A 26,383-nucleotide genomic window follows, 5' to 3' on the forward strand; every position below is an offset into this window, starting at 1 on the left:
CCGGTCGATGATCTCTAGTCGGTCAAATACCGCCAAACACATGGTGCCATCGTCGGGAACCCTGCACGATGGGTCGGCGTTAGAGACGTGACAAATCGCGCGATCCGGCGCCGGAACCCGTCAGGTGACGGGTGAGAGGGCCGCAACGGGGTCTTGGGGAGGACGTCCGATGAAGTGGGGCGATCGCTTCGGAATTCGCCGCTGGCGGGGGCACAAGGTGACCATTCTCGACCGCGAGGCGACGAACGCCGACATCGAGTCGCTGATGGCGTTCGCCCGCAGCCGCAGGGGCGTCGAGTTCTACGTCGAACCCGAGACGTTCGCCACCGACACCACCGCCGTGGCGATCGCCGCCGACGGCGAGTGGACCCGCCGCCGCGTCGGTTCCCCGCAGGTCATCCGGAAGGTCGCCCGGGATCTACGGCTCCCGGTCTACGACGTGCAGATCACCGGCTATCCGCAGCGCATGCGGGACTTCAACGAACGCCGCAAACGCCAGGGCGGCGCCGCCTCCCTCTGACCCGGAACCTCACACGCCCACCGCGACGCCGAGCAGGAGCAGCAGCCGGTGAGCATGTGGTGTTGACTTCCTCCCCCTTCTGAAGAAAGGGGGATTCCCATCGGCCTTGTGGCCGATCCGGCCTTTAGGCCGGGCGCCTCACGGCGCGGGTTTCCTGTTTCAGCGCCGGCTGCGGAAGGGAGGACCCTTGCCGTCTGACACCAGCTCCACAGGCATCACCAGGGGTTTGCCTGGCTACGGCTCGACCAGCCGCAACGATGTTCTTGGCCGCGTTGATGTCCCGGTCATGCCGGGTGCGGCAGGTAGGGCACGTCCAGTGCCGGGTGGAAAGACTCAGCTTGGCGAGCAGGTGCCCGCAGTTCGAGCAGGTCTTGGAGGAGGGATACCAGCGGTCGATGACCACGAGGGTGCGCCCGGCGCGTTCGGCCTTGTACTCCAACTGCCGCCGGAACTCCCCCCACCCCGCATCGGAGATCACCCGCGCCAGCCTGCGGTTCTTGACCATGTTGGCGATCGCGAGGTCTTCGATGACGATGGTGTCGGCCCGGCGGATCAGGTTGGTGCTGGTGCGGTGCAGGAAGTCGGCGCGGGCGTTACGGACCTTACGGTGGGCGCGGGCGACCTTCGCCTTGGCCTTACGCCGGTTGGCGCTCCCGCGCTCGCGGCGGGCCATCCGCCGCTGGTAGCGGGCCAGGTTGCGGGCCTTGCACTCCAGATGCCGGGGGTTGGCGATGCGTTCCCCGTCCGAGGTCACCGCGAAATCCTTGATCCCCAGATCGACGCCGATGGCGTGCCCGGCCTCATCCATGGGGTCGGGCGTGTCGGTGTCGACAGCGAACGTCACATACCAGCGGCCGTCGGGATCCCGGGAGATGACGACCATGGTCGGGTTCAGCGCGGCCAGGTCCACGTCCTCGAAAGACCACACGAACCTCAGCGGCGTGGTGGTCTTGGCCATGTACAGCTCGTCGTTCTTCATCCGGAACGCCGAGCGGGTGTAATGCGCCGACTGCCGGGAGCTGCGGTTCTTGAACCGCGGGTACTTCGCGCGGCCGGCGAAGAAGTTCGCGAACGCCGCGTGCTGATGCCTCAGCGCCTGCTGCAACGGAACCGACGACACCTCCGAGAGGAACGCCAGGTCCTCGGTCTTCTTCCACCCGGTCAACGCGGCGTCGGTCTGCCGGTAGGAGGTCTTCTGGCCTCGCTGGTGGTACGCGGCGTGGCGTTCGGTGAGGGTCTTGTTCCACACCAGGCGCACACACCCGAACGTACGGCTGAAAACCGCCGCCTGTTCGGGGTCCGGGTAGGCCCGGCACTTGTACGCCGTCCGCATGACCAACACCTTACAACTGTCACGCTCCCATGTAAGTCGAATGACCGAATGCCGGCGGACTCCGTTCTCAGGCCGTCCCGGCTCCGCCGGGCCGCTCCTGACCGAGTCCGGAATCCTCCCCGGCCTGAAGGCCAGGGCATCCTCCGGAAAACTAGGTGAAGAGGCCTGCCGCCCGGCCACCCGCAGAGGATGCTCCGGACGCCCCCGCGGTCGGAGCATCCTCTCGCCGATCAGCCGTGCGACCGACGGGGTGTGTCAGGCCCGGACGGTCTTGAGCGCGCGGGCCCAGGACTCCAGCTGCTCGAACAGGACGACCGCCGCGTCGTCGTGCAGCCCAGCGGGCTTGAACACCGAGTAGTTCTCGAAGTCGGTGAAGAGCGAGAACGACAACTGCTGGCGTACGTGGGCCAGCTGCAGCTCGCTGGCAATGGCCCGCAGGTGTTCGATGGCCCGGGCGCCGCCGAGGGCTCCGTAGGAGACGAAGGCGGCGGCCTTGTTGTTCCACTCCCCGTAGAGGTAGTCGATGGCGTTCTTCAGAACGCCCGAGGTGGAGTGGTTGTACTCCGGGGTGACGAAGATGTATCCGTCGAACTCGGCGATCTTCGCGGCCCAGGTCTTGGTGTGCTCGCCCTGGTACTGGCCCATGGAAGGCGGGGCGGCCTCGTCCAGGTGCGGCAGCGGGTAGTCGGCCAGATCGACCAGCTCGTACTCGGCGCCGGTGCGTGCGCCGGCCCGGTCCACCACCCAGTCGGCGACGCCCTTGCCGTTGCGGCCGGGCCGGGTGCTGCCGAGGATGACGGCGATCTTCAGGTCACTCATGTGATGTTCTCCTTGCTGAGCCGGTCGGCCGGATGGTGGACCGGCGGGTATGCGGCGGGCGCGAATCGCGGCGTCGATATGGACGTGACGGCCCGCCATTCCGTTGAGCGCGGTGATGCCGTGGGCATGGCGGTCCACCGTCGCCGTAGCGGCCAGTGACAGCTCGTCGCCGAGCGTCTCGGCCTCCGTCACGGTGAACACGACGGGTGCCTGGACTCCGCGAGCCGTCAGCAGGCCGTGCAGCCTCCAGACGCCGTCGGCATCGACCTCCGCGCTGGTGGAAGTGAAGCCGATGTCCGGGTGCCCGTCCGTGTCCAGGAACGTCTTCGACCGCACCTTGCGATCACGTGCGGCGTTGCCACTGGCAAAGCTGGCCGCGTCCGCCACGGCCTGCACGTGAGAGTCGGCAGGCGCCTCGGCGACGGAGATGGTCCCCGAGCGCAGCCGGAAACCACCGCGGACGGTTCCCAGACCGAACATGTGCTTGGCGGAGAAGGCGATCGCGGAACGGGCCGGGTCGATGGCGTACTCGCCCGGAGGGGGCACTTCGGCGGTCACGTACGACTCCTATCGATTGAACTTTCAACTATCACGCTAGGGGAACTCACATGAAATTTCAAGTGTTGTCGTTTGAAGTTTCAAGAGAGCTAGACTCGCGGGCATGTCCGAAGGCCTGCCCACCTCGACCGAACAGCCGCGCTGGCTGAGTCCAGACGAGCTGGCGACCTGGCGCAGGTTCACCTTCCTGATGTACCGGCTGCCCACCGCGTTGGAGGCCCAGCTGCGCCAGGACTCGCAGCTCAGCTTCGTCGAGTACTACGCCCTCGCCGCGCTGTCGGAGCAACCCGGGCACCGGATGCGCATGGGCGACCTGGCGGTTCTCGCCAACTCCGAGCTGTCTCGCCTCTCCCATCTGATCAGCAGACTGGAAAAGCGCGGCTTCGTCCGACGCGAGCCGGACCCCACCAACGGCCGGTGCATCCACGCGGTCCTGACGGACGCCGGTCACGCCCACCTCGTCGAGGCCGCCCCGGGGCACGTGGCCGAGGTACGGAAACTGGTCTACGACGTCCTTGACCCGAACGAACTAGACGGTCTGCGCACCGCCGCAGAGAAGATCATCGACTGCATCGACTCCCGGCAGTAGGGCGACCCGGACGAGCATGACGTTTGGCCTTGGAGCGCGCTCTAAGTCAAAGGTCCGGCCGGCATCGGCCGCTCAGCTGCTTGATCCCTGGCGGTCACCTGGCGGATCTGAGCGTGATTCCCGGCAAGCGCGGCAAGACCGTTCGCGCACGGCTGATAACCGGTCGGCCGCCTGCGGGGAGCACGTCATGATCAGGTGGCATTTCGATCATATTCGGCCGGTCTGGGTGTCCTTACCGGTCCCAGAACCGGTGTTCACCGAGGATTACCCCATTGCGCCGCAGAACGCGGCCGGTGCGTTGCTACGGTGCGGCAATGACATCGTTCACCCACACCGCACCGGTACGCCAGGCGGTCATTCTCGCCGGCGGTCAAGGAACCCGGCTGCGTCCGTTCACCGACGACCGGCCCAAGCCGATGATCGAGATCGCGGGCAAGCCCATCATCGATCATCAGATCGAATGGCTGGCGTCCGAGGGCGTGGAGACGGTCATCGTCTCGTGCGGGCATCTGGCCGAGGTCCTCCAAGAGCACCTGGCCTCCCACGACCAGCCGGTCGATATCTCCACGGTGGTGGAGACCGAACCGCTCGGACGCGGCGGTGCGCTGAAGTACGCGGGCAAGCATCTACCGACGCCGAGCGGGCCGTGGTACGCCACCAACGGGGACGTGTGGACCCGGTTCTCGCTACGGCAGATGGCCGCCTACCACACCGAACGCGGCGCGACCGCGACGTTGGCGCTGGCGCGGCCCCGCCTGCCGTGGGGGGCGGTCGAGGTCGACCAGCTCGGTCACATCGTCGATTTCGCCGAGGCACCGCGGCTGCCGTACCCGATCAACGGCGGGATCTACGTGTTCGGCCCCGACATCCTCGACCTGCTGCCGGACAAGGGCGACCACGAACGCACCACCTTCCCCCAACTGGCCAAGCAGCGGCGGCTGGCCGGCTTCGCGATCGAGGGCTACTGGCGTGCGATCGACACCCACAAAGACATCCAGGAGGCCGCTAAAGAACTCGAAGGCTACCTGAACAAATAATGCCTGGTCCGTGCAGCGCAATTCCGCACGGACATAAGGCGTTTCCCGCCTTTAAATAGCATTACCGCCTGGCAATCCCGGCGGGCGCTGCCTTGATGACGCAGCACCCGCCAGGGATCTCCCGACGACGACGTCACCTCGTGCCGGTCAGCTCGCCTCGTCGAGTTGCTCCGGGGTGATGTCGAGCGGCACGGACCAGGGCGGCAGGCCGCTGACGAACAGCTCGTGCAGCAGCCGCGCCATGGAGTAATGCGGGTCGGCGGCCAGCGCCCGGTCCAACGCGAGGTTGGCCAGCGCACCCTCGCCCGCCCGCCAGGCGGCGAACGCCAGCAGGCAGGCCGGCCCGGCGAGGTAGGACTCGGGCACACGGCGCACCACGTCGCGCCACAACCCGATGTGCGCGCCGATCTCACCGTCGTCGATGCGCACCCACGCCTCGTCGCGAACCCGGAGGTTGACCAGGAGCACACCCAGCCAGGCGACCTCCTCATCAGTCGGCGGATCGCCTCCCGCCCGCGCGCGCTCGATGAGGACCCGCACCAGCCGCACCCCCTCATCGGCGACGCGGCGCCCCATCTCGCCGCTGCTCCCCTCGGCCCAGGAGACCAGGCGGCGCTCTGCCTGGAGCGCGGCCTGCCGCATCCGCTCCCCACCGACCGGCGCGATCATCCGCGCCAGCTCGTCGCGGTCCGGCAGTGCGACGAGACCCCCGGCGATGGCGGCCGCGGCCACCGCGCTGCCGCGCACGTCGACGAACGTGCCCTCCGGCGGGCAGCAGGCCGGGTCGGTGCACAGGTAGGACCAGTAGCGGGCGTCCTCGACGCGCAACACCTCGCGCAGCCGCACACCCTCGCTGGCGAGGCGGTCGCCGACCCGCTCGACGACGGGCGTCACCCGCGCGCCCGGACCGTAACCGGCGAGGATGACATCCTCAGGCCGGCGCCGCGTGATGAGCTCGGTGACATGGTCGAGGAGCGCATCCGAGGCCGTTAAGTCCAGCCGGATCGCGTATGTGCCGTCTGCGCCGCCGCAACACAGCACGACGACGCTGTCGGTGGGATGGAAGCCGACGAGGTAGGGGATGGCGGCGACGACGTCGGCGGGCGACCGGAGCCGCAAGGTGTTCGCTCTCATGGCCACGAGCCTCTCGCGCTCCGCCGCGCCCCGGCAGCCCCCGCTGAAGATCTGTGGAAAACCGTGCGTCCCGGTACGCCGCGTGGCGTTCGGTGAGGGTCTTGTTCCACACCAGGCGCACACACCCGAACGTGCGGCTGAAAACCGCTGCTTGTTCGGGGCCGGGGTAGGCCCGGCACTTGTACGCCGTCCGCATGACCGACACCTTACAACTGTCGCGCTCCCATGTAAGTCGAATGACCGTATGTCGGCGGACTCCGTTCTCAGGCCGTCCCGGCTACGCCGGGCCGCTCCTGACGGAGCCCGGATTCCTCCCCGGCCTGAAGGCCAGGGCATCCTCCGGAGGACTAGGTGAAGCCGGTTCGACGGCGGCCGGTGCCTCCAGCCACCGCCCTCCTCGGACGCAGGGTCCTTCTGTGGACGACTCTTCCTTCCCCGACCCGAACGTCTTGGGGCCGAGACGCCGGGCCCGGTCACCGGCCCGGCAGGCGCGTCGTGACCTCCTGGAGGAACCAGCCGTTGCCGTCCGGGTCGCTGAACGAGGCGAACGACCCGTAGCTCGCACGGTCCGGATCCGGGCCGGGGACCCGCCCCTGGGTCTCGGCGTGGTGGAACACGCCACCCGCGTCGTGGAACGTCTCGCTGATCTCGACGCCACGGCCGGCCAGCTCGGCCCGGGCCGCCTCAATGTCGGTCACCACCAGGTGCAGGCCCTGCGCCGAGCCCGGTGCGGCCGAGGTGATGCCGGTGCCGAAGATGATCGAGCACGCCGACCCGGGCGGTGTCAGCTGCACCACCCGGAAATCCTCCCCGGTGGCGAAGTCGGCGTCCTCTCGCCAGCCCAGCTCCTGGTAGAAGTTCTTGGCCCGGTCCACGTCGGCGACGGGCAGCACGACGACCTCAAGCTTCATGTCCACGATTTCTACTTCTCCCCCTTGTTGGTGATCTGTGCCATCGCCTCCGGCTCCTGTCCCACCGGGGGCTGGTCCCGCCATCCACCCTCACGCCACCCATCGCCAAGGCGCGGCCAAGTCTCAGCAACGATCAAGCCGCGTGCGTCGGTGATTCGACGGCATCGGCCCGCGCGCGGGCGACGATCCGGCCGCGGTCCGAGTCCGGGAAGCGGTCGAGCATCGTGCGCAGCGTTCCGGCGTCGACGTCGGCGCCGAAAGGATCCGTGCCCGGTTCGAGCCGCACGCCCTCGGCCAGGGGGCCGGCGACGACGGGGTCGAAGCCGAACGCGTCGACGAGGCGCGCGACGGTGGCGAGGTCGTCCGGGTGGTCGCCGGCGATCGCGATGGCCTTGCGTCCGGGCGTCCCGGCGGGGCGGGCCTCGTCCTCGAGGTCGTGGTAACCCATATGGTTGAACGCCTTCACCACGCGGGAGCCGTCAAGGAAATCCTGGACGATCTCGCTGGAGGACGTGCGCGGGTCGGTGAGGTCGGCGCGGACGCCGTCGACCTCCCACCAGTAGTTCATCGCGTCGATGACGAGTTTGCCGCGCAGCGCCTCGGCGGGGATGCCGCGGTACTTGCCGAGCGGGAGGGCGAGGATCGCCACGTCCGCCCGGGCGGCGGCGTCCGCCGCGGTGACCGCGACCGCGCCGGGCGCGAGGACCTCGACCGTGAGGGCGATGTCGGCGGGATCGCCGGATCCGGCGATGAGCACCCGATGGCCCGCGGCCAGGGCGAGTCGTGCGAGGACGGTGCCGACCTTCCCGGCGCCGAGGATGCCGATCGGGTGAACGTCCGCGTTGTCCATGTTCTCTCCGTTCACGACGTCAGCCCGCCAGCATGTCGCGGACCATCGGGATGACCTTCGTGCCGTAGAGCTCCACGGCCCGCAGGCGCGCGCCGGCCGCCTGCGTACCGCCGGTGTAGATGAGGTCGAATCGGCCGACGCCGAGGCTTGCGACCGCGCGGGCGATCTTGCGCGCGACCGTCTCGGGCGAGCCGATGTAGAGCGAGCCGTGCTCGATCTCGGCGTCGTACTCCTCGCGCCGGATCGGCGGCCAGCCGCGCAGCGCGCCGATACGGTCGCGGATGACGCGGTAGCCCGGCCAGTGCAGCTCCCTGGCCTCCTGATCCGTGTCGGCGATGAAGCCCGGCGAGTGCATCCCGACCGGATGCGCGGTCGTGCCGAACTGCGCGGCGGCGCGCCGGTAGAGCTCGATATGGGCGGCGAAGCGGTCAGGTGCGCCGCCGATGATGGCGAGCATGAGCGGAAGGCCGTGGCGCGCGGTGCGGACCACCGACTGCGGCGAGCCCCCCACGCCGATCCAGGTGGTCAGGCGCCCGGACTCGGTCTTGGGGAAGACGTCGGCGTTCTCGAGCGGGGCCCGTACCGTGCCCTTCCAGGTGACGGGCTTCTCGTCGAGCAGCCGGACGAACAGCTCGGCCTTCTCCTCGAACAGCACGTCGTAGTCCGCCAGGTCGTAACCGAACAGCGGGAACGACTCCGTGAAGGAGCCGCGTCCGAGGATGACCTCGGCCCGTCCGTTCGAGAGGGCGTCGACGGTCGCGAAGCGCTGGAACACCCGGACCGGGTCGTCTGAGCTCAACACGGTCACGCCCGAGGCGAGCCGGATGCGGGAGGTACGCGTGGCGATGCCGGCGAGCACGGTCTCCGGGGTGGAGATCGCGTACTCGGGGCGGTGGTGCTCGCCGAGGGCGATGACGTCCACGCCGAGCTCGTCGGCGAGGACGGCCTCGTCCATGACCTGCCGGATCGCCGCGGCGTACGAGAGGAGGGCGCCGGAGTCGTCCTCCGGGATGTCGCCGAAAGTGTCGAGGCCGAATTCGAGGTCAGACATGGAAGGGCTCCCTTGGTCGGGCGCGGACGCCCGTCCGAGATGATTGATGCGTCAATTATGTACGATGTGGTTGACGTGTCAATCAGGAGGGCCGGATGACGGAAAGCACAGACGAGCGACGCAGTGTGTTCCCGACCGTCGAGGAGCTGCGCGTCTGGCGTGACTTCATCGAGACGGCGGAGGCGCTCCGCTCCAACCTCACGTCGCGGTTGCAGAGCGAGTCCGCGCTGTCGCCGGGCGACTATGCCGTGCTCCTCGCGCTGAGCGAGGCGGACGGGCACCGGCTGCGCTCCTCCGAACTGGCCGCCGGTATCGGCTGGGAACGCAGCCGTCTCTCCCACCACCTGGGCCGCATGGAGCGGCGCGGCCTGGTCCGCCGCCAGAACTGCGCCGCCGACAACCGAGGCGCGGAGGTCGTGCTCACCGCCGAGGGCGCCGAGGCGTTCCGGCGGGCGTCGATTCCGCACCTGCGCGCGGTCCGGGAGCTGTTCATCGATGCGCTCACGCCGGAGCAGCTCACCATGGTGGACGAGATCGCCGGGGCACTCCGCGCGCACCTCGGCGCGCCGCGCGACCTCTGATCGGCGGCCCCCGACGACTTCACCGACGCCCTCGAACGCGACGCGGCCCGCGACAGAACCTGACTTCTCCGGCACGGCACACTGAGTCGGGTGGAACTACACGAGACCGTACATCTGTGGGGGCCCACGCCGGGATACCTCAACACGGCGCGCCCGTGTCGTGGTGCCGGACATCGAGTTCACCTAGTCCTCCGGAGGATGCCCCGGCCTTCAGGCCGGGGAGGAATCCGGACTCCGTCAGGAGCGGACCGGCGCAGCCGGGACGGCCTGAGAACGGACTCCACCGACATTCGGTCATTCGACTTACATGGGAGTGTGACAGTTGTAAGGTGCTGGTCATGCGGACGGCGTACAAGTGCCGGGCCTACCCCGGCCCCGAACAAGCGGCGGTTTTCAGCCGCACGTTCGGGTGTGTGCGCCTGGTGTGGAACAAGACCCTCACCGAACGCCACGCCGCGTACCACCAGCGAGGCCAGAAGACCTCCTACAAGCAGACCGACGCTGCTTTGACCGGATGGAAGAAGACCGAGGACCTGGCGTTCCTCTCGGAGGTGTCCTCGGTTCCGCTGCAGCAGACGCTGCGGCACCAGCACGCGGCGTTCGCGAACTTCTTCGCCGGCCGCACCAAGTACCCGCGGTTCAAGAACCGCAACTCCCGGCAGACCGCGCACTACACCCGCTCGGCGTTCCGCATGAACAACGGCGAACTGTCCATGGCCAAAACCCGGGCACCGCTGCGGTTCGTGTGGTCCTTCGACGACGTCGAGGTCTCCACGCTCAACCCCACCATGGTCGTCATCTCCCGAGACCCGGACGGCCGCTGGTACGTCACGTTCGCCGTCGACACCGACGCCCCCGACCCCATCGATGAGGCCGGGCACGCCATCGGCGTCGATCTGGGGATCAAGGACTTCGCGGTCACCTCCGACGCCGAACGCATCGCCAACCCCCGGCATCTGGAGCGCAAGGCCCGCAACCTGGCCCGCTACCAGCGGCGGATGGCCCGCCGTGAGCGTGGGAGCATGAACCGGCGTAAGGCCAAGGCGAAGGTCGCCCGCGCCCACCGCAAGGTCCGCAACGCCCGCGCCGACTTCCTGCATCGCGTCAGCACCAACCTGATCCGCCGGGCGGATGTCATCGTCATCGAAGATCTCGCGGTCAAGAACATGGTGAAGAACCGGAAGCTGGCGCGGGTGATCTCCGATGCGGGGTGGGGGGAGTTCCGCCGGCAGCTGGAGTACAAGGCCGAACGCGCCGGGCGCACCCTCGTGGTGATCGACCGCTGGTATCCCTCGTCCAAGACCTGCTCGGTGTGCGGGTACCTGCTCGCGGAGCTGAGTCTTTCCACCCGGCACTGGACGTGTCCGGGCTGCCGCACCCGGCATGACCGGGACATCAACGCGGCCAAGAACATCGTTGCGGCTGGTCGAGCCGTAGCCGGGCACAACCCCGGTGATGCCTGTGGAGCTGGTGTCAGACGGCAAGGGTCCTCCCTTCCGCAGTCGGCGCTGAAACAGGAAACCCGCGCTGTGAGGCGCCCGGCCTAAAGGCCGGATCGGCCACACGGCCGATGGGAATCCCCTTTCTTCAGAAGGGGGAGGAAGTCAACTCCAACCTCTTCCCCTGGCTGGTCCAGGACCTCGACGTACGCACGGTGCCGCTCGAGAAGGTCGCGGACGCCGTCGACGGCCGTACGGCGCTCGTGGCCTTCAGCGTGGTGCAGTCGGCCACCGGGGAGATCGCGCTGGCCGACCGGTTCCTGGCGGGCCTGGGCCTGCCGCCCACGGGCAGCGCGATCGTGAGCGTCGACGTGCCCGGAGCCGCCGAGCGGCTCGCGGCAGCGGGAGTGCGCGCCGCCGTACGGGACGGGCGGCTGCGGGCGGCGTTCCACCTGTACACGACGGACGCCGACGTCGACCTGGCGCTGAACGCGCTCACCTGAGACGCACATGTCTGACAAAAGGGCCAAACCGACCGCTTAACCGGAACACTGGCCAATGAGCGACAGATGATGCGAAGGTGACAGAAAGGTTTCGTCTGCTTACGGTGGTGATCGTCGGCGAATGCGCACACCCTACGACGAGAGACCATGGCTTCGTTTCTATCCGGACGGGGTCCCCGCCGACGTCGACGTGCCGGACGTGCCGCTCACGCGGCTGCTCGACGCGTCGGCCGATCGCTTCCCCGGCCATCGGGCGCTGGAGTTCCTCGGCCGCTCGATGACGTACACGCGGCTCCGCGACGCGGTGGACCGGTTCGCGACGGCGCTGGCCGGGCTGGGCGTCGGTAAGGGCGACCGGGTGGCGGTGATCCTGCCCAACTGCCCGCAGGAGGTCATCGCCTTCTACGCGGTGCTGCGGATCGGCGCGGTGGTGGTACCCACCAATCCGCTGTACACGTCGTCGGAGCTGCGGCACCAGCTGGCCGACTCGGGTTCCCGCATAGTGATCGTCTTCGACAAGGCGTACAAGACGGTGCGCGATGCCATGCCCGGAACGGCGGTCGAGCACGTCGTCGTCACCTCGCTGCCCGACTACCTGCCCTTCGTCAAGCGGGAGTTGCTCAAGCTCCCCCTCGCCAAGGCGCGCCGGCTGACCGCCGAGCTGAGCACCGAGGTGCCGGCCGACGCCCCCGTCCTGTGGTTCGACGACCTGCTCAAACAGGCGTCCGAACCGCACCCGCAGGCGATGCTCGACCCGTTCCGCGACCTGGCCGTCCTCCAGTACACCGGCGGCACCACCGGCCGGCCGAAGGGCGCCATGCTCACCCACCGGAACCTCGTCGCGAACGCGGTGCAGACCACGGCGTGGGATCCGGCGATCCGGCCGGGACGCGACGTCAGCCTGGCCGTGGTGCCGCTCTTCCACGTCTTCGGCCTGACGTTCTGCCTCACCTGCACGATCCTGATCGGCGGAACGGTCGTGCTGATCCCCCGTTTCGACCTGGACCTCGTGCTGGACGCCGTCCGCAGGCACAAGCCGACGCTGTTCCCCGGCGTCCCCCCGCTGTTCCAGCAGCTCGCCGCCGCGCCAGCGGCGAAGAAGGCGGGGGTGGGCTCGATCCGCACCTGCGTCTCGGGGGCGATGCAGCTCGCCCGTACGACGGTCGACGCCTTCAAGGCGGGGACGGGCGGGCACATCGTGCAGGGCTACGGGATGACCGAGACGTCGCCCGTGGTCATGGCCAATCCCCTCGACGGGAACGCCCGGCACGTGTCCGTCGGCGCTCCCCTGCCGAGCACCGAGGTACGGATCGTCGACGAGAACGACCCCTTCCGCATCCTTCCGGTCGGGTATCCGGGCGAGTTGCTCGTGCGCGGCCCGCAGGTCTTCGCCGGGTACTGGAACCAGCCCTCCGAGACCGCGGAGACCCTCTCCCCCGACGGCTGGTTCCGGACGGGCGACATCGCGGTGATGAGCCCGGACGGTTTCTTCACCCTCATCGACCGCAAACGCGACGTCATCATCGTCGACGGGTTCAACGTCTATCCCTCGGAGGTGGAGGCGGTGCTGCACGCCCACCCGTCCGTCGAGGAGGCGGCCGTCGTCGGTGTGCCGGACCCGGGCCACGGGGAGGCGGTCGCCGCGTACGTCATCCCGAGGTAGCCGAACGCGCCGAGCCGGGACGAGCTGCGCGCGTACTGCGCGCAGCACCTCGTCGGCTACAAGGTGCCCGCGTTCGTCGAGCTCCGCCCGTCGCTGCCGCGCACCATGCTGGGCAAGGTCCTGCGCCGGGTCCTCCGGGAGGAGCACGCACCGTCGTGAGCTCGCCTGTCCCCGCCCGGCCCGTACGGCGCCCGCCCGGCCTCGTACCGGCATCGACGCGCCGGGCGGCCCGTGTCAGTCCGCGGTGTCGAGCCGGCGCAGCGCCGCCTTGACGGTCGCGGAGTCGAACGTCGTCCAGAACGGCGGCAGCGACGACCGCAGGAAGGTGCCGTAGCGCGCGGTCGCCAGCCGCGGGTCCAGGATGGCGACGACGCCGCGGTCGGTCATCGACCGCAGCAGGCGTCCCGCGCCCTGCGCGAGCAGCAGCGCGGCGTGGGTCGCGGCGACGGCCATGAAGCCGTTCCCGCCGTGCGCGGCGACGGCGCGCTGCCGGGCCGAGGACAGCGGGTCGTCGGGGCGCGGGAACGGGATGCGGTCGATGACGACCAGCCGCAACGACGGACCGGGCACGTCGACGCCCTGCCAGAGGGACAGCGTGCCGAACAGGCAGGTCGCCTCGTCGTCGGTGAACTGCTTGATGAGCTGCGACGTGGAGTCGTCCCCCTGGCACAGCAGCGGATGCGTGAGGCGGCCGCGCAGTTCCTCGGCCGCCTGCTTGGCGGCCCGCATGGAGGAGAACAGGCCGAGCGTGCGGCCCCCGGCGGCCTCGATCAGCTCGGTCAGCTCGGTGAGGTACGCCTCGGGCAGGCCGTCGCGGCCCGGCTGCGGGAGCTGCCGCGCGATGTACAGGATGCCGGTGCGGGCGTGGTCGAACGGCGAGCCGACGTCCAGCCCCGACCACCGCAGCGGCCGCTCCGCCGCGTCCTTCTTCGCCGGCTCGTCGCCCTCGGGCGCCGCCGGCGCCTCCGCCACCCCCTCCGGTGCCGCGCCGAGCGGCGGCAGGCCCCACTGCCGGGCCAGCGGCTCGAACGATCCGCCCAGCGACAGGGTGGCCGAGGTCAGCACGGTCGTACGGCGGCCGAACAGCCGCTCGCGGAGCAGGCCGCCGACGCCCAGCGGGGCCACCCGGAGCGCGGTGGGCCGCCGGGAGTCCTCGGTGAAGGGACGGTCCAGCCAGACGACGTCGTGCCGGGAGGCCAGATCGGCCTCGAACGTCTCCAGGAGCCGCCCGGCCGTGTCGTGGATCTCCTCCAGGGCCGTGAGGGCGGCCCGGGCCGCGCCGAGCCGCTCCGCGTCGTCCTCCGCGGTCTTCAGCGTGGTGCGCAGGGCGGTCGTGCAGGCGTACGCGGCGTTCCGGACCGACAGGAGGATCACGCCGAGGGCCTGCGGGAGGACGTCCATGCGGCCCGCCGGGGTGTCGGCCAGGAGGGGCTGCAGCGCCTCGCCGGCCTCCTTGAGCCGGTCGGCGAGGTCCTCCTCGATGAGGCGGCCGCAGCGCCGCGCGGCGAACTCCACGGCCGACACGGACAGCTCCGCGGTCGCCACGGACGTCACCCGGTCCACGAGCTCGTGCGCCTCATCGATGATCACGACGTCGTGCTCGGGCAGGACCTGGAACTCCTCGAGCGCGTCGATGGCCAGCAGGGCGTGGTTGGTGACGACGACGTCGGCCTCTCCCGACTTGTCGCGGGCACGCTCGGCGAAGCACTCGGTGCCGAAGGGGCAGCGCTGTGCCCCCAGGCACTCACGGGCGCTCACCGCGACCTGGCGCCAGGCCTGCTCGGGCACCCCCGGGACGAGCTCGTCCCGGTCGCCGGTCTCCGTCGTCTCGGCCCACTCGTGGATGCGCTGCACCTGCCGGCCGGTGGCGGAGACGGACTGGGCGTCGAAGAGGATCTCGTCGGGGTCGTCGGGCTCGTCCACCTGCATCCGGTGCAGGCACAGGTAGTTGCGCCGCCCCTTGAGGATCGCGAACACCGGCGCGCGGCCGAGCAGCGGTGTCAGCGACTCGGCGAGACGCGGCAGGTCGCGCTCGATGAGCTGGCGCTGCAGTGCGATCGTCGCGGTGGAGACGACGACACAGGCGTTTTCGGCGACGGCGTGGCGGACGGCGGGGACGAGGTAGGCCAGGGACTTTCCGGTGCCGGTGCCCGCCTGAACGGCGAGGTGCTCCCCCGACTCGATCGTGTGGGCGACCGCTTCGGCCATCTTGACCTGGCCGGGCCGTTCGGCGCCGCCGACCCCGCCGACCGCGGCGGCGAGAAGGGGCCCGACGTCGGGAACGTCGGTCTTTTCAGAGGAGTCGAGGAGGTCGTCGGCCACCCGGTCAACGCTACCGGGCGGCCCGGACCGTTCGCCGCCACAGCCACGCTTTCCCCCGAGTGTGCCCGGACGGCCCGCGGTGCGGCCGCGGGCGCGGGCGATCAGGCGCGGCGGGCGGCCAGGAACTCCCCCAGCCTGCCGATCGCCTCTTCTAGGTCGTCGGCGTGCTGCAGCGTGACGATCCGCAGGTGGTCGGTCGACGGCCAGTTGAAACCGGTGCCCTGCACGACGAGGATCTGCCGGCTCTCCAGCAGGTCCAGCACGAAGCGCTGGTCGTCGTCGATGGGATAGACCTCCGGGTCCAGGCGCGGGAAGACGTACAGCGCGCCGGACGGCTTCGCGCAGCTGACGCCCGGGATCTCGTTGAGGAGCCGCCAGGCGCGGTCGCGCTGCTCGCGCAGCCGGCCGCCCGGCAGGACGAGGTCGTTGATGCTCTGGTGGCCTCCGAGCGCGGCCTGGATGGCGTGCTGGCCCGGCACATTGGGGCACAGCCGCATGTTGGCCAGCATGTCCAGGCCCTCGATGTAGGACTCCGCGTGCTCCTTCGGCCCGGAGACGACCATCCAGCCGGACCGGAAGCCGCAGACGCGGTACGCCTTGGACAGGCCGGAGAAGGTGAGGGACAGCACGTCCGGGGCGAGCGGCGCGATCGAGACGTGCTCGGCGCCGTCGTACAGGATCCGATCGTAGATCTCGTCGGCGAGGATCAGCAGCCCCCGCCGCCGGGCCAGCTCGGCCACGCCCTGGAGGAGCTCACGGGAGTACACGGCGCCGGTCGGGTTGTTCGGATTGATGATCACGATGGCCTTGGTGGCCGGGGTGATCTTCGCCTCGATGTCCGCGAGGTCGGGCATCCAGCCCTGGGTCTCGTCGCAGAGGTAGTGCACCGGCGTGCCGCCGCCGAGGGACACCGCCGCCGTCCACAGCGGGTAGTCCGGGGCCGGGATCAGCACCTCGTCCCCGTTGTTGAGCAGCGCCTGCAGGGCCATGACGATCAGCTCCGACACGCCGTTGCCGAGGTAGACGTCCTCGACGCCGACCCCGGGGAAGCCCCGCTGCTCGTAGTGCTGCACCACCGCCCGGCGGGCGGACAGGATGCCCTTGGAATCGCTGTAACCGTGGGCCACCGGCAGGTTGCGGATGACGTCCTGGAGGATCTCGTCCGGGGCCTCGAAGCCGAACGTCGCGGGGTTGCCGATGTGCAGCTTGAGGATCTGGTGTCCCTCGGCCTCCAGCTGCATGGCCCGCTTCAGGACCGGGCCCCGGATGTCGTAGAGGACGTTGGCGAGCTTGTCCGACTGGCTGACCTGCATGGAGATACCCTAACGGGCGAACCCAAGCCCGTCGCGAGGATTACCGGGCCACCGCCGGACAGGCACCCGGACGGGGGTTTGAGGCGAGAGCCGACGGCGTCCGGCGCTCCAGGACGCCCATAGCCAGTGGTACAACCTCGGCATTGGGGAGGTCACGAGCAGTCAGAGTGGTAGGCATAGGGCAAGCCCGGGCACTGTGGGCACACGAAGAGATAAATGCCTCCCATGTCGCCAAGCATCACCCCTGGCGCGCGCTGGATCCGCCGACGCTCTTCGTAGGGGAGGTCCAGCACGGTACCCGAGGCGGGAGCGTCCTCTATGGGCAACCATGCCTTCCACGACTCTCCGTCGAACTCCGCGCTCTTCACCGTGAGCAGATGGTCCATGCGCCGGCCGCAACGTGTGCAGCTTGGCCAGAACGGCTCCTGGGTCCAGCTCGGGTATCCGCCGACCTTGATGCCAGGCGCTACCGACAGGTGGGCCCAGTACGACCACTCAGTGCCGTCCTCCAACTCCTCGAAGCGTTCCTCCAACTCATCGGCGAGCTCCTCCGGGAGGTCCCAGTTGGGGTACTCAACGACCCGTTCCGGGTGCAGCACACACGGATCCGGGAGGTACTCCTCGCGGGCGCCTTCAGGCCGCGGCGGTGCGCTGAGCACCGGGCCGCGCATAGAGCCGTCCTGCCAGAACAGCTCTGGCCGGGGAACATAGCCGGCCTCGTGGTCGAAGGGACACCACAGGAGTTGCAAGACGTCCTTGCCCGCAGGAAAGGGCAGTTCGGGGACATCGGCGGCGAACAACTGGAGCACCGGCACCAGAGGCTGCGGACCCGCATGAGGAGGGGCGTAGCCGGTAGGCGGGTGATCGTCACCGCAGTAGGGCCAGGGCTGAGACCGCGGCCATAGCATCGGCCCGCCGACCGAACTATCCCGAACCCCTGGCGCCCCGCCCCGCGGATGGAGCCGGACGGCATCACGGTGAAGGGCTACGACCTCAGGAAACAGAGCCTCCACCCCGACAGGGCGCGGCGGGGTGGTACGAACCATTGCAGACAACTCCTGGGGCCGAGATCCATGAGAACCATCTCACCTAATCAGATGGACATCCCGTCCAATAGTGTGACCGGCGCAACAAACAAGCAGGCTTGATTGCATGTTTGTCGCCGTCTACCGTCGAGGCATGCCAGTGACCAGCCGCCGACGTCACAGCCGGGTCCCACGCCGTGCTCCCCGCACCCAGGAGGAGCGGCGAGCGGAAACGCAGGCCCGCCTGCTCGACGCGACCGTGGAGTGCCTGGCCGAGCTCGGCTGGTCGAGCACCTCGACGACCGAGGTGGCCCGCCGCGCCGGTGTCTCCCGCGGCGCGCAGCAGCACCACTACCCCACGAAGATGCTGCTGGTAGCGGCCGCGCTCGAACACCTCCTGGAGCGGCAGCGGCTCGCCTTCGAGCGGGCGTTCGCCGCGTCGCCGCTGGAGCGCCGCAACGTCGAGGGCGCCCTCGACCTGCTGTGGGAGACGTTCCGCCAGGCGCCCGCGCTGGCCCTCATGGAGCTGGCGATGGCCGCCCGCACCGACGAGACGCTGCGCGAGCTGAGCATCGGCATCAACGAGCGGATCATCCAGGTCATCCTCGAGGAGTTCCAGCGGCTCTTCCCCGAGTCGGTGGACGAGGAGACCGCGGGGACGCTCATCCGGACCGTGTTCGCCATGTTCGTCGGGCTGACGTTGCAGAACTCCCTCGACGACGACGCCCACGGCCACCAGGCGGCGGTGCTCACCCAGATCAAGGGCCTGGCCCGCCTGCTCATCCCGGATCCTGTCTAAGGGAGAGTCATGTCCAATCCCCCGAGCAAGACACTGGACGAGGAGATCCGCGCGACGGTCGAGGACCGCAGGTCCTACACCGGCGTGATCGAGCGCCTGTCCAAGGCGTCGGTCGACAAGCACTGGGACGCCTACGCCGACATCCCCTGGGCGGACCCGGACTTCGCGGTCGACCCGGACGATCCCCGCTGGATCCTGCCGCCCGTCGACCCGCTCGGCCGGACGGAGTGGTACCGCTCGCAGCCTCCGGGCGTCCAGTCCCGCATCGGCCTGTGGCGGGTCGCCACGACGATGAAGATCGGCCTGCAGTTCGAGAACCTGCTCAAGCGCGGCCTCCTCGGCTACGCGTACAAGCTTCCGAACGGCTCTCCGGAGTTCCGCTACGTCCTGCACGAGACGAGCGAGGAGTGCCAGCACGCGATGATGTTCCAGGAGTTCGTCAACCGGACGAACATGCCGATCAGAGGCATGCCCAAGGCCCTGGACGCCCTCTCGCAGATCGCCCCGCACATCCCCCGGATCTCCACCGAGCTGTTCTTCGTCTTCGTGCTCGGCGGCGAGGACCCGATCGACTACGTCCAGCGGAACACGATCAAGAGCGACCACGGTCTCCACCCGCTGCAGGAGACCATCATGCGGATCCACATCGCCGAGGAGGCGCGGCACATCTCCTTCGCCCGCCACTACCTCCGGCACCGCGTGCCCCGGCTCCCCGCCGCCCGCCGGCGGGGGCTCGGGGTGGCCGCACCGCTGATCCTGGGCGTGATGGCGCGGATCATGCTCACTCCCCCTGGCCCGATGGTGAAGTACTTCGGCATCCCCAAAGAGGTGATCCGCGAGGCGTACCGGACGGACGCCTGGGACGCGGAGCTGAGGAACAGCGTCGCCAAGATCCGTGACCTCGCCGCCGAACTCGGCATGATCGACGGCGTCAGCAAGCGGGTCTGGAAGGCCGTCGGCCTCTGGGACACCCCGAAGCCGCGCCGCGCCCGTGCCGCCCGTTGAGACCCACACGAGGAGTCACCGCATGACCTCCCGGATCGCCATCGTCACCGGCGGAGCCTCCGGCATCGGCCGCGCCATCGCGACCGCGCTCGCGGCGCGCGGTGACACCGTGACCGTCGCCGACATCGACGCCGAGGGCGCGAAGAAGGTCGCGGACCGGCTGTCCGCGCACGCGAAGGTCACCGCCGCCACCCTCGACGTGACGGACGCCAGCGCGGTCGCCGCGCTGTACCGGTCGGTCCGGGAGGAGCACGGCCGCCTGGACCTGGTGTTCAACAACGCCGGCATCGCGGTCGGCGGGCTGGCCGAGGAGCTCACCCTCGACCACTGGAACCGCACCATCGACGTCAACCTGCGGGGCGTCGTCCACGGCGTGCACGCGGCGTACCCGATCATGCTGGAGCAGGGGCACGGGCACATCGTGAACACCGCGTCGATGGCCGGCCTGGTGCCCGCGCCGCTGATGCTGCCCTACACCGCCACCAAGCACGCGGTCGTCGGGATGAGCCTGGCGCTGCGCGCCGAGGCGGCGAGCCGGGGCGTACGGGTCAGCGCGATCTGCCCGGGCTTCGTCGACACACCCCTGCTCGACAACGCCAATCCGGACCTGCCGGCGACCGAGACGGGGAAGAACGCCCGGCGGGCGGCCCAGCGGGTGCAGCGCAGGCTCTACCCCGCCCCGGCGCTGGCCCGTGACGTGCTGCGGGGCGTCGACCGGAACGACGCGCTCATCATCGCTCCGGCGTCCTCTCGCGCGGCGTGGCTGGCCGCACGGCTGTGGCCACGAGGCGCGGTGCGCGTCGCCGGCCTCAGCGTACGGCGCATGCGGCCCGGCCGCTGACGCGTGCGGATGCCCGGGATGCCTCCGTGCTCCTGCCCCGGGAGCTCCCCGGGAGACCGCTCCGTGCTCCTTCCCCCCGGGGGCTCCCGGCCGATCCGGCGTACGGGAGGCCGCTCAGGGCTCCTGGCCGGCCGGGAGCTCCTCGGCCGGCGGCGACGGCAGGCGCGGATAGTGCAGGTCGAAGGCCGGCCGCTCGGAGCGGATCCTCGGGATGGAGGTGAAGTTGTGCCGCGGCGGCGGGCATGAGGTCGCCCACTCGAGGGAGTTGCCGAAGCCCCAGGGGTCGTCGACGCCGACGCGCGGCGCCGTCCGCGCGGTGATGTACACGTTGTAGATGAACACGAGCGTGGACAGCCCCAGGAGGAACGCGCCGAGGCTGGAGACGAGGTTGAGCGTGGCGAACTGCCGTGCGTAGTCGGCGACCCGCCGCTGCATCCCGTCGGCCCCGAGCCAATGCTGGACGAGGAACGTCGTGTGGAATCCGACGAACAGCATCCAGAAGTGGATCTTTCCGAGCCGGTCGTTGAGCATCTTCCCGGTCATCTTCGGCCACCAGAAGTAGAACCCGGCGAACATCGCGAAGACGACGGTCCCGAAGACCACGTAGTGGAAGTGCGCGACGACGAAGTACGAGTCGGTGACCTGGAAGTCCAGCGGCGGCGAGGCGAGGATGACGCCGGTCAGGCCCCCGAACAGGAAGGTCACGAGGAACCCGATGGACCACAGCATCGGTGCCTCGAAGGACAGGTGTCCCCGCCACATCGTGCCGACCCAATTGAAGAACTTCACCCCGGTCGGGATCGCGATCAGGAATGACATGAAGGAGAAGAACGGCAGCAGTACCTGGCCGGTGGCGAACATGTGGTGCGCCCAGACGGCCATCGACAGGCCGGTGATCGCGATGGTGGCGCCGACCATGCCGATGTACCCGAACAGGGGCTTGCGGCTGAACACCGGGATCACCTCGGTGATGATCCCGAAGAACGGCAGCGCGATGATGTACACCTCGGGATGGCCGAAGAACCAGAACAGGTGCTGCCAGAGCATGGCGCCGCCGTACTGGGGATCGAACACGTGCGCGCCGAGCTTCCGGTCGGCCTCGAGGACCAGCAGCGCGGCGGCCAGGATCGGAAAGGCCATCAGCACGAGGATGCTGGTGAACAGGACGTTCCACGTGAAGATCGGCATCCGGAACATCGTCATGCCCGGCGCCCGCATACCGATGATCGTCGTGATGAAGTTGACCGCGGTCAGGATGGTGCCCATGCCGGACAGGACCAGCCCCATGATCCATAGATCCCCGCCGGTGCCAGGCGATCTGACGACGCTGTTCAGCGGCGCGTAGGCGGTCCAGCCGAAGCTCGCCGGGCCGCTGGGCACGAAGGTCGACGACAGGACGAGCAGCCCGCCGAACAGGAACAGCCAGTAGCTCAGCATGTTCATGCGCGGGAACGCGACGTCCGGCGACCCGATCTGCAGCGGCATGATCACGTTCGCGAACCCGGCGAACAACGGGGTCGCGAACAGCAGCAGCATGAGGGTCCCGTGCACCGTGAACAGCACGTTGTACTGCTCGTTGCTCATCAGCTGCAGCCTCGGCCGCGCCAGCTCGGCGCGGATGAGCATCGCCATGAGGCCGGCGACCAGGAAAAAGAAGAACGAGGTCGCCAGGTAGAGATAACCGATCACCTTGTGATCGGTCGACGTCACCCATGATTCGAGAATCCGCCCCTTCTCACGGGGCCGGGACCGCTCTGCCGCGGCCGGGGGCGTTCGACCGAGTAGGACCATGAGGTCTCCCTGCCCTGAGGGCATCGCCGCAATCCACTATTCGCCGTCGTGCCGCCATGCGCAAGAGCAGCGCTAGATGTCCACATGTGGCCCCGAGTTCCCAATTCTTGCATCTATTTCATAACGTCTCTTGATTCACACGTGCCCCACCGAAATCCTCGCGTCGCGGCGTCCCCCACGCCGCTCACGAAAGGACTGGTGGATGTCCCGAGACGGACGACGTCGTCGCGTGCTGACGGCCGCGGCCCTGGCACTGCCGCTCATCGCGGCGGGCCTGTCGGCCACGACGGCGCAGGCGAACGACCGGAGACCGGTCGCCGGCACCAAGCCCACCTGGGCGCGTGCCACAGCCGACCGCGGCAGGACCAATGACGAGCAGCGGCTCGACGCGCGGATCTGGCTGGCCGGCAAGGACCCCAAGGGCCTGGACGCCTACGCCCAGGCGGTCTCCACTCCCGGCAACCCGCTCTACCGCAAGTTCCTGCGCCCCGCCGACTTCAACGCCCGCTTCGCCCCCACGAACGAGCAGGTGAACGCCGTCAAGTCCTGGCTGACCTCCTCGCATCTGCAGGTGGACACCGTCGGGTCCAACGGCCACTACATCCACGTCACCGGGCGCGTCGCCCAGGCCAAGAAGGCGTTCGGAACCGACTTCCGCAACTACGCCGCCCAGAACACGGTCGTGCGGGCACCCGCGAGCGAGGCCACCGTCCCCGCCGCGGTCGCCTCGTCCGTGCTCACGATCACCGGCCTGGACACCGCCAAGCACGTCCGGGTCCACGGCGACACCCTGCCGCCGCCCGAGCCGAACTACTGGGTCGCCCAGCCGTGCGCGAAGTACTACGGACAGAAGGTGGGGACCGCGCAGCCCAAGGCATTCGGCAAGCACCAGCCCCGGGCGATGTGCGGCCTGCTGCCCAAGCAGCTGCGCGGCGCGTACGGCGCCACCGCGAGCGGGCTCACCGGCAAGGGCTCGACGGTCGCGATCGTCGACGCCTACGCCGCGCCGAAGATGCTCGAGGTCTCGAACCTCTACTCCAAGAAGTACGGTGACCGGCCGTTCGCCAAGGGCCAGTACCGCGAGGCCCTGCCCGCCACCTTCGACTACACCGAGGAATGCGGTGCGGCCGGGTGGTACGGCGAGGAGGCGCTGGACGTCACGGCCGTGCACGCGGTGGCGCCCAAGGCCAAGGTCGTCTACGTCGGCGCGCAGAACTGCCTCGACACCGGCCTGGACGACGCCCTCATCAAGATCGTCGACCAGCACCTGGCCGGCATCGTCAGCAACTCCTGGGGCGACCTGTCCCAGAACTACACGCAGGCGATGATCGACGCGGAAGAGTCGATCTACAAGCAGGGCGCCATCGAGGGCATCGGCTTCTACTTCTCCACCGGCGACTGCGGCTACGAGGTCCCGAACACGCCCTGCCAGGCGCGGTACGGCGCGAACGGCTCGAAGAAGCGCCAGACGGACATGCCGGCCTCCGACCCGTGGGTGACCGCGGTCGGCGGCACGACCCTCGCGGTCGACGGCCATGACCGGTACAAGTTCGAGACCGGCTGGAACTTCACCACCGACAGCCTGTCCAAGGACGGCAAGACGTGGGACCCGGCGCCTCCCGGCCACTACCCGGACAACTACGCGGGCGGTTCTGGTGGCGGCACCAGCGAGCTGTTCACCCAGCCCGGTTACCAGCGGGCGGTCGTGCCGTCGTCGCTGAGCCGGACGCTGCCTGACGGTACGAAGGCGGCCAAGCCGATGCGCGTCATCCCGGACATCGCGGCCGTCGCCGACTCGACGACCGGCATCCGGTACCCGATCTGGGCGCAGCTGCCGGACGGCACGTTCGGCTACGCCGAGAGCCGCGTCGGCGGCACCAGCCTGGCCTGCCCGGTCATCGCGGGCCTGCAGGCGCTCGCCCAGCAGCGCCAGGGCGGCGCGCCGCTCGGCTTCGCCAACCCGGCGATCTACCTGCGGGCGGGCAAGGGCGTGTACCACGACGTGACCGACCACCCGCTCGGCAAGAGCCCGGTCGCGTTCGTACGGACCAACTACACCGACCCGTACGCCAAGCAGGGCCCGCTGGTCTACGTGCTGCGCACCACCGGCAACTACGGCATCCCCAAGGGTGACGCGCTGCCCGCGGTCCGCGGCTACGACGACATCACCGGCGTCGGCACCCCAACCGCGAAGTACCTGCTGTCCTACCGATTCTGACCGTTCACAACCGGTCGTAGCCGACGGGCGAAAGGGGGCCGGGTGCGTTCGCGCACCCGGCCCCCTTTCGCGTTGCCCGGGGAGCCCGCCCTCCGGCCGTCGTGATCACGACATCGAAGCCCCGCCGCCGCAAGACCGGCCGACCGCTCTCCTACTCTTCGGAACCAACCAGTCGGCGCCCGTCGACATCGCCGCCGAGCGGTACCATCGCGGACTGGCACCCTTGATCATCGCTACCGGTGGGGTCAATCGCCATAATGGCATCATCGAGGGCCGTGAGTTCCGCAGGCTCCTCATCGAGCGCGACGTCCCCGATTCGGTCATTCGATACGAAGACCAATCGGCGGACACGTGGCAGAACGTCGAGTTCTCTCGTGAATTGATACGCGAAGCATTGAGTCTGGGTTTGCAGGTCACCGCCGTCAGCAAGTGGTATCACCGCCGGGCGATCCATGTCCTGAGAACCCTGCTTCCTGAAGTCGGGCCTTTCCATGCCATATCGTGGGAGCCGATGTACGCGGGAGAACTGGTCACCCGTGACCGCTGGCCGGGCATTCCGGACGGCCGACGAAGGGTCATCCGCGAATGGGAGGAAGTGTCGCGCCGCCTCATTGACGGCTCCTTCCAAGCGGTCAACATCTCCGACGGCGCCTGGACGCTTTCGATGGGATGAGCACGCTCGCAAGCGGCTTGGAGGAGCTGGGCGACGCGTTGGGTCGCGTGCGGCCTACGCATTGACCGGGGGTGCCGGCCGCGAGTAGTAGACCTTGACGCTCCCGCAGCTTCTCGCCAGGCTCCGGACCGGCCCGGTCACCGGCAGCCGGACCTCGCCGAAGGGAGCGATCGAGATCAGCCCGCCGATGGGCAGGCTACGCACCATCTGCTGGGTGGCCCCCGGCGGCGGGTGCTCCCAGAGGATGCACACCACCCGCACCGCGACCGTGACGCCGTTCGTGTTCTGCAGCAGCAGGGTGTCGAAGTCCTGGAGAGGCTCGGTGAACCGGGTGCCCAGCAACCGGCGCGCGTGCAGTTCCTCAGCGGCACCCGCCGGCCGCTTCGACCGTTCCTTGTGCCGTACGGTCACCTGGACGTCGGCGACGTCCCGGAAGCCGGGCCCGTCGAAGGCGAGGACGTCGAACCCGGCCGAGCGAGGTGGGAGGACGACCAAGCCGCGGTCACTCCCGTACGCGGTCCGGACCGTGACGCCGGGGAGCGCATGCCCCGCCCGGTCGAGCGGGACGAACGTCAGGGTCGGCGCCGTGGCGGTGAGTCCGTAGTTGGTCATCGTGAGGACTTGGTCCATGTAACCGGATCCGCTGGTCCGACTGAAGGCGAAGGCGATCTGTGGGTCCGGGTTCGACGAAACGAGATTGACGATGACGACGCCGAACAGCAGCACCCCGAGACCGGCGCTCGCCAGCCTGATCCATCGGCGCGCGAACCGCCGGGCCCGTTCCACCTCTGGTGGGGTGTCACGGGTCATGAACCCCTTGAGTCCCGAGGGCGGCTCGTACTCCCGCCGCAGTCGGTCGGCGATCTCGACGACCTCCGCTGCGGGGCGCGCGAGGCGTCCGGCGCGCAACGCGATCGGCGCGCCGAACCGCCGCAGGTTCGCGTGGACCTCCAGGCGGGCCGGGAGCGCCACGTCCTCCAGCGCCTGGCTGGATTCGCCGACGCGTACGACCAGCCGCTCGCCGCCTCGGCGGGCGCTCTGCTCGACCGCCGTCACGTTGGCCCACGAAAGGCGCATCTCGCACTTATGCCAGGTGATCCCGCGCGCGGTGAGGGTCAGGCCGCGCCTGGCGCGGAGTGCGGTCAGGACCGCGTTCGTCTCCAGGAACGCGATGCCGGGGATCCACAGGACCATCGGCCCTCCGGCGTCCCAGCCGAGAAACCACCTCAGTGCGATGGCGACCGGCCAGAACACCGGCCAGAACCAAACTGCGTGGCTTCGATACGCGATCCGCTGCTCATCCTGCGGTGCCGTCACTGAATTCCCGTCCATCGTTCCCGCCCCGACTCAGCGGCGAAGATCATAAAGCCGGATGTGTCGGGACCGCGCGAATATCGCGGGCCGAGGC

The 26,383-nt window shown here is 69.2% G+C and carries 23 protein-coding genes and 1 pseudogene; 12 read left to right on the forward strand and 12 right to left on the reverse strand.

What is annotated here, in order from left to right:
- Positions 1 to 169 precede the first annotated feature (169 nt).
- Positions 170 to 520, forward strand: a complete 351-nt coding sequence (locus tag NE236_RS28400) for a hypothetical protein (protein WP_252845243.1) — start codon at positions 170 to 172, stop codon at positions 518 to 520.
- Between the two features lie 124 nt (positions 521 to 644).
- On the opposite strand, the gene NE236_RS28405 is transcribed toward NE236_RS28400, so the two are convergent.
- Both NE236_RS28405 and NE236_RS44710 read right to left on the reverse strand, forming a co-directional pair.
- A complete protein-coding gene (locus tag NE236_RS28405; protein ID WP_252845244.1) occupies positions 645 to 1,853 on the reverse strand; it encodes an RNA-guided endonuclease InsQ/TnpB family protein in 1,209 nt (402 codons plus the stop codon).
- Between the two features lie 255 nt (positions 1,854 to 2,108).
- Positions 2,109 to 3,230, reverse strand: a complete 1,122-nt coding sequence (locus NE236_RS44710; protein ID WP_252845245.1) for an NAD(P)H-dependent oxidoreductase — start codon at positions 3,228 to 3,230, stop codon at positions 2,109 to 2,111.
- Between the two features lie 103 nt (positions 3,231 to 3,333).
- Between NE236_RS44710 and NE236_RS28415 the strand changes: the two genes are divergently transcribed.
- Together NE236_RS28415 and NE236_RS28420 are read left to right on the forward strand one after the other, a co-directional pair.
- Positions 3,334 to 3,819 carry a MarR family winged helix-turn-helix transcriptional regulator gene (locus NE236_RS28415; RefSeq protein WP_252845246.1) on the forward strand — a complete coding sequence of 162 codons (486 nt, stop codon included), beginning with the start codon at positions 3,334 to 3,336 and terminating at the stop codon, positions 3,817 to 3,819.
- A gap of 314 nt (positions 3,820 to 4,133) precedes the next feature.
- The gene (locus NE236_RS28420; protein ID WP_252845247.1) at positions 4,134 to 4,856 is read left to right on the forward strand and encodes a nucleotidyltransferase family protein; all 723 of its coding nucleotides are present in this window, start codon (positions 4,134 to 4,136) and stop codon (positions 4,854 to 4,856) included.
- A gap of 147 nt (positions 4,857 to 5,003) precedes the next feature.
- On the opposite strand, the gene NE236_RS28425 is transcribed toward NE236_RS28420, so the two are convergent.
- The 5 genes and pseudogenes from NE236_RS28425 to NE236_RS28445 all read right to left on the reverse strand — a co-directional run bounded on the left by NE236_RS28425 (position 5,004) and on the right by NE236_RS28445 (position 8,802).
- Positions 5,004 to 5,990 (reverse strand): DUF4192 domain-containing protein, encoded by a 987-nt coding sequence (locus NE236_RS28425; RefSeq protein ID WP_252845248.1) that lies wholly within the window; start codon positions 5,988 to 5,990, stop codon positions 5,004 to 5,006.
- Positions 5,991 to 6,063: 73 nt separating this feature from the next.
- Positions 6,064 to 6,186 (reverse strand): annotated as a pseudogene (locus tag NE236_RS43895) (helix-turn-helix domain-containing protein); the annotation flags it as partial.
- A 277-nt stretch (positions 6,187 to 6,463) separates the two neighbouring features.
- Positions 6,464 to 6,901 (reverse strand): VOC family protein, encoded by a 438-nt coding sequence (locus NE236_RS28435; RefSeq protein WP_252845249.1) that lies wholly within the window; start codon positions 6,899 to 6,901, stop codon positions 6,464 to 6,466.
- A gap of 133 nt (positions 6,902 to 7,034) precedes the next feature.
- The gene (locus NE236_RS28440) at positions 7,035 to 7,751 is read right to left on the reverse strand and encodes an NADPH-dependent F420 reductase (RefSeq protein WP_252845250.1); all 717 of its coding nucleotides are present in this window, start codon (positions 7,749 to 7,751) and stop codon (positions 7,035 to 7,037) included.
- A gap of 19 nt (positions 7,752 to 7,770) precedes the next feature.
- The gene (locus tag NE236_RS28445; RefSeq protein WP_252845251.1) at positions 7,771 to 8,802 is read right to left on the reverse strand and encodes an LLM class flavin-dependent oxidoreductase; all 1,032 of its coding nucleotides are present in this window, start codon (positions 8,800 to 8,802) and stop codon (positions 7,771 to 7,773) included.
- Between the two features lie 95 nt (positions 8,803 to 8,897).
- Between NE236_RS28445 and NE236_RS28450 the strand changes: the two genes are divergently transcribed.
- The 4 genes from NE236_RS28450 to NE236_RS28465 all read left to right on the forward strand — a co-directional run bounded on the left by NE236_RS28450 (position 8,898) and on the right by NE236_RS28465 (position 12,988).
- Positions 8,898 to 9,383, forward strand: a complete 486-nt coding sequence (locus NE236_RS28450) for a MarR family winged helix-turn-helix transcriptional regulator (protein WP_252845252.1) — start codon at positions 8,898 to 8,900, stop codon at positions 9,381 to 9,383.
- A 338-nt stretch (positions 9,384 to 9,721) separates the two neighbouring features.
- Positions 9,722 to 10,930, forward strand: coding sequence for an RNA-guided endonuclease InsQ/TnpB family protein (locus NE236_RS28455; protein WP_252845253.1), 1,209 nt, complete (start codon positions 9,722 to 9,724; stop codon positions 10,928 to 10,930).
- Positions 10,931 to 10,953: 23 nt separating this feature from the next.
- Positions 10,954 to 11,325, forward strand: coding sequence for a hypothetical protein (locus NE236_RS44715; RefSeq protein ID WP_308209167.1), 372 nt, complete (start codon positions 10,954 to 10,956; stop codon positions 11,323 to 11,325).
- Positions 11,326 to 11,446: 121 nt separating this feature from the next.
- Complete coding sequence (locus NE236_RS28465) at positions 11,447 to 12,988, forward strand: AMP-binding protein (protein ID WP_252845254.1); 1,542 nt, start codon at positions 11,447 to 11,449, stop codon at positions 12,986 to 12,988.
- A gap of 234 nt (positions 12,989 to 13,222) precedes the next feature.
- Here the strand turns inward: NE236_RS28465 and NE236_RS28470 are convergent, their stop codons facing one another.
- The 3 genes from NE236_RS28470 to NE236_RS28480 all read right to left on the reverse strand — a co-directional run bounded on the left by NE236_RS28470 (position 13,223) and on the right by NE236_RS28480 (position 17,432).
- Entirely contained in the window at positions 13,223 to 15,310 is a 2,088-nt protein-coding gene (locus NE236_RS28470) for an ATP-dependent DNA helicase (protein WP_252845255.1), read from the reverse strand.
- Between the two features lie 101 nt (positions 15,311 to 15,411).
- The gene (locus NE236_RS28475) at positions 15,412 to 16,623 is read right to left on the reverse strand and encodes a pyridoxal phosphate-dependent aminotransferase (protein WP_252845256.1); all 1,212 of its coding nucleotides are present in this window, start codon (positions 16,621 to 16,623) and stop codon (positions 15,412 to 15,414) included.
- A gap of 152 nt (positions 16,624 to 16,775) precedes the next feature.
- Positions 16,776 to 17,432 (reverse strand): DUF1963 domain-containing protein, encoded by a 657-nt coding sequence (locus NE236_RS28480; RefSeq protein WP_372494450.1) that lies wholly within the window; start codon positions 17,430 to 17,432, stop codon positions 16,776 to 16,778.
- A 370-nt stretch (positions 17,433 to 17,802) separates the two neighbouring features.
- Between NE236_RS28480 and NE236_RS28485 the strand changes: the two genes are divergently transcribed.
- From NE236_RS28485 to NE236_RS28495, 3 genes are read left to right on the forward strand one after another with little or no spacing between them, the layout of a single operon-like run.
- Positions 17,803 to 18,447 (forward strand): TetR/AcrR family transcriptional regulator, encoded by a 645-nt coding sequence (locus NE236_RS28485; RefSeq protein WP_252845258.1) that lies wholly within the window; start codon positions 17,803 to 17,805, stop codon positions 18,445 to 18,447.
- A 9-nt stretch (positions 18,448 to 18,456) separates the two neighbouring features.
- Positions 18,457 to 19,452 (forward strand): AurF N-oxygenase family protein, encoded by a 996-nt coding sequence (locus tag NE236_RS28490; protein WP_252845259.1) that lies wholly within the window; start codon positions 18,457 to 18,459, stop codon positions 19,450 to 19,452.
- A 22-nt stretch (positions 19,453 to 19,474) separates the two neighbouring features.
- Positions 19,475 to 20,293 carry an SDR family NAD(P)-dependent oxidoreductase gene (locus NE236_RS28495; RefSeq protein ID WP_252845260.1) on the forward strand — a complete coding sequence of 273 codons (819 nt, stop codon included), beginning with the start codon at positions 19,475 to 19,477 and terminating at the stop codon, positions 20,291 to 20,293.
- Between the two features lie 114 nt (positions 20,294 to 20,407).
- Here NE236_RS28495 and ctaD read toward each other — a convergent pair whose 3' ends face one another.
- Positions 20,408 to 22,084 carry an aa3-type cytochrome oxidase subunit I gene (gene ctaD / locus NE236_RS28500; protein ID WP_252845261.1) on the reverse strand — a complete coding sequence of 559 codons (1,677 nt, stop codon included), beginning with the start codon at positions 22,082 to 22,084 and terminating at the stop codon, positions 20,408 to 20,410.
- Between the two features lie 202 nt (positions 22,085 to 22,286).
- Here ctaD and NE236_RS28505 point away from each other — a divergent pair, with 202 nt between their 5' ends.
- Both NE236_RS28505 and NE236_RS44720 read left to right on the forward strand, forming a co-directional pair.
- Positions 22,287 to 24,302, forward strand: coding sequence for a S53 family peptidase (locus tag NE236_RS28505; protein WP_252845262.1), 2,016 nt, complete (start codon positions 22,287 to 22,289; stop codon positions 24,300 to 24,302).
- A complete protein-coding gene (locus NE236_RS44720; protein WP_308209168.1) occupies positions 24,214 to 24,975 on the forward strand; it encodes a YdcF family protein in 762 nt (253 codons plus the stop codon). Before NE236_RS28505 ends, NE236_RS44720 begins: the two co-directional genes overlap by 89 nt.
- Positions 24,976 to 25,029: 54 nt before the next feature.
- Here the strand turns inward: NE236_RS44720 and NE236_RS28515 are convergent, their stop codons facing one another.
- Complete coding sequence (locus NE236_RS28515; RefSeq protein ID WP_252845264.1) at positions 25,030 to 26,292, reverse strand: hypothetical protein; 1,263 nt, start codon at positions 26,290 to 26,292, stop codon at positions 25,030 to 25,032.
- Between the last annotated feature and the right edge of the window lie 91 nt (positions 26,293 to 26,383).

The sequence above is a fragment of the Actinoallomurus purpureus genome (assembly GCF_024055795.1).
GTDB lineage: Bacteria > Actinomycetota > Actinomycetes > Streptosporangiales > Streptosporangiaceae > Actinoallomurus > Actinoallomurus purpureus.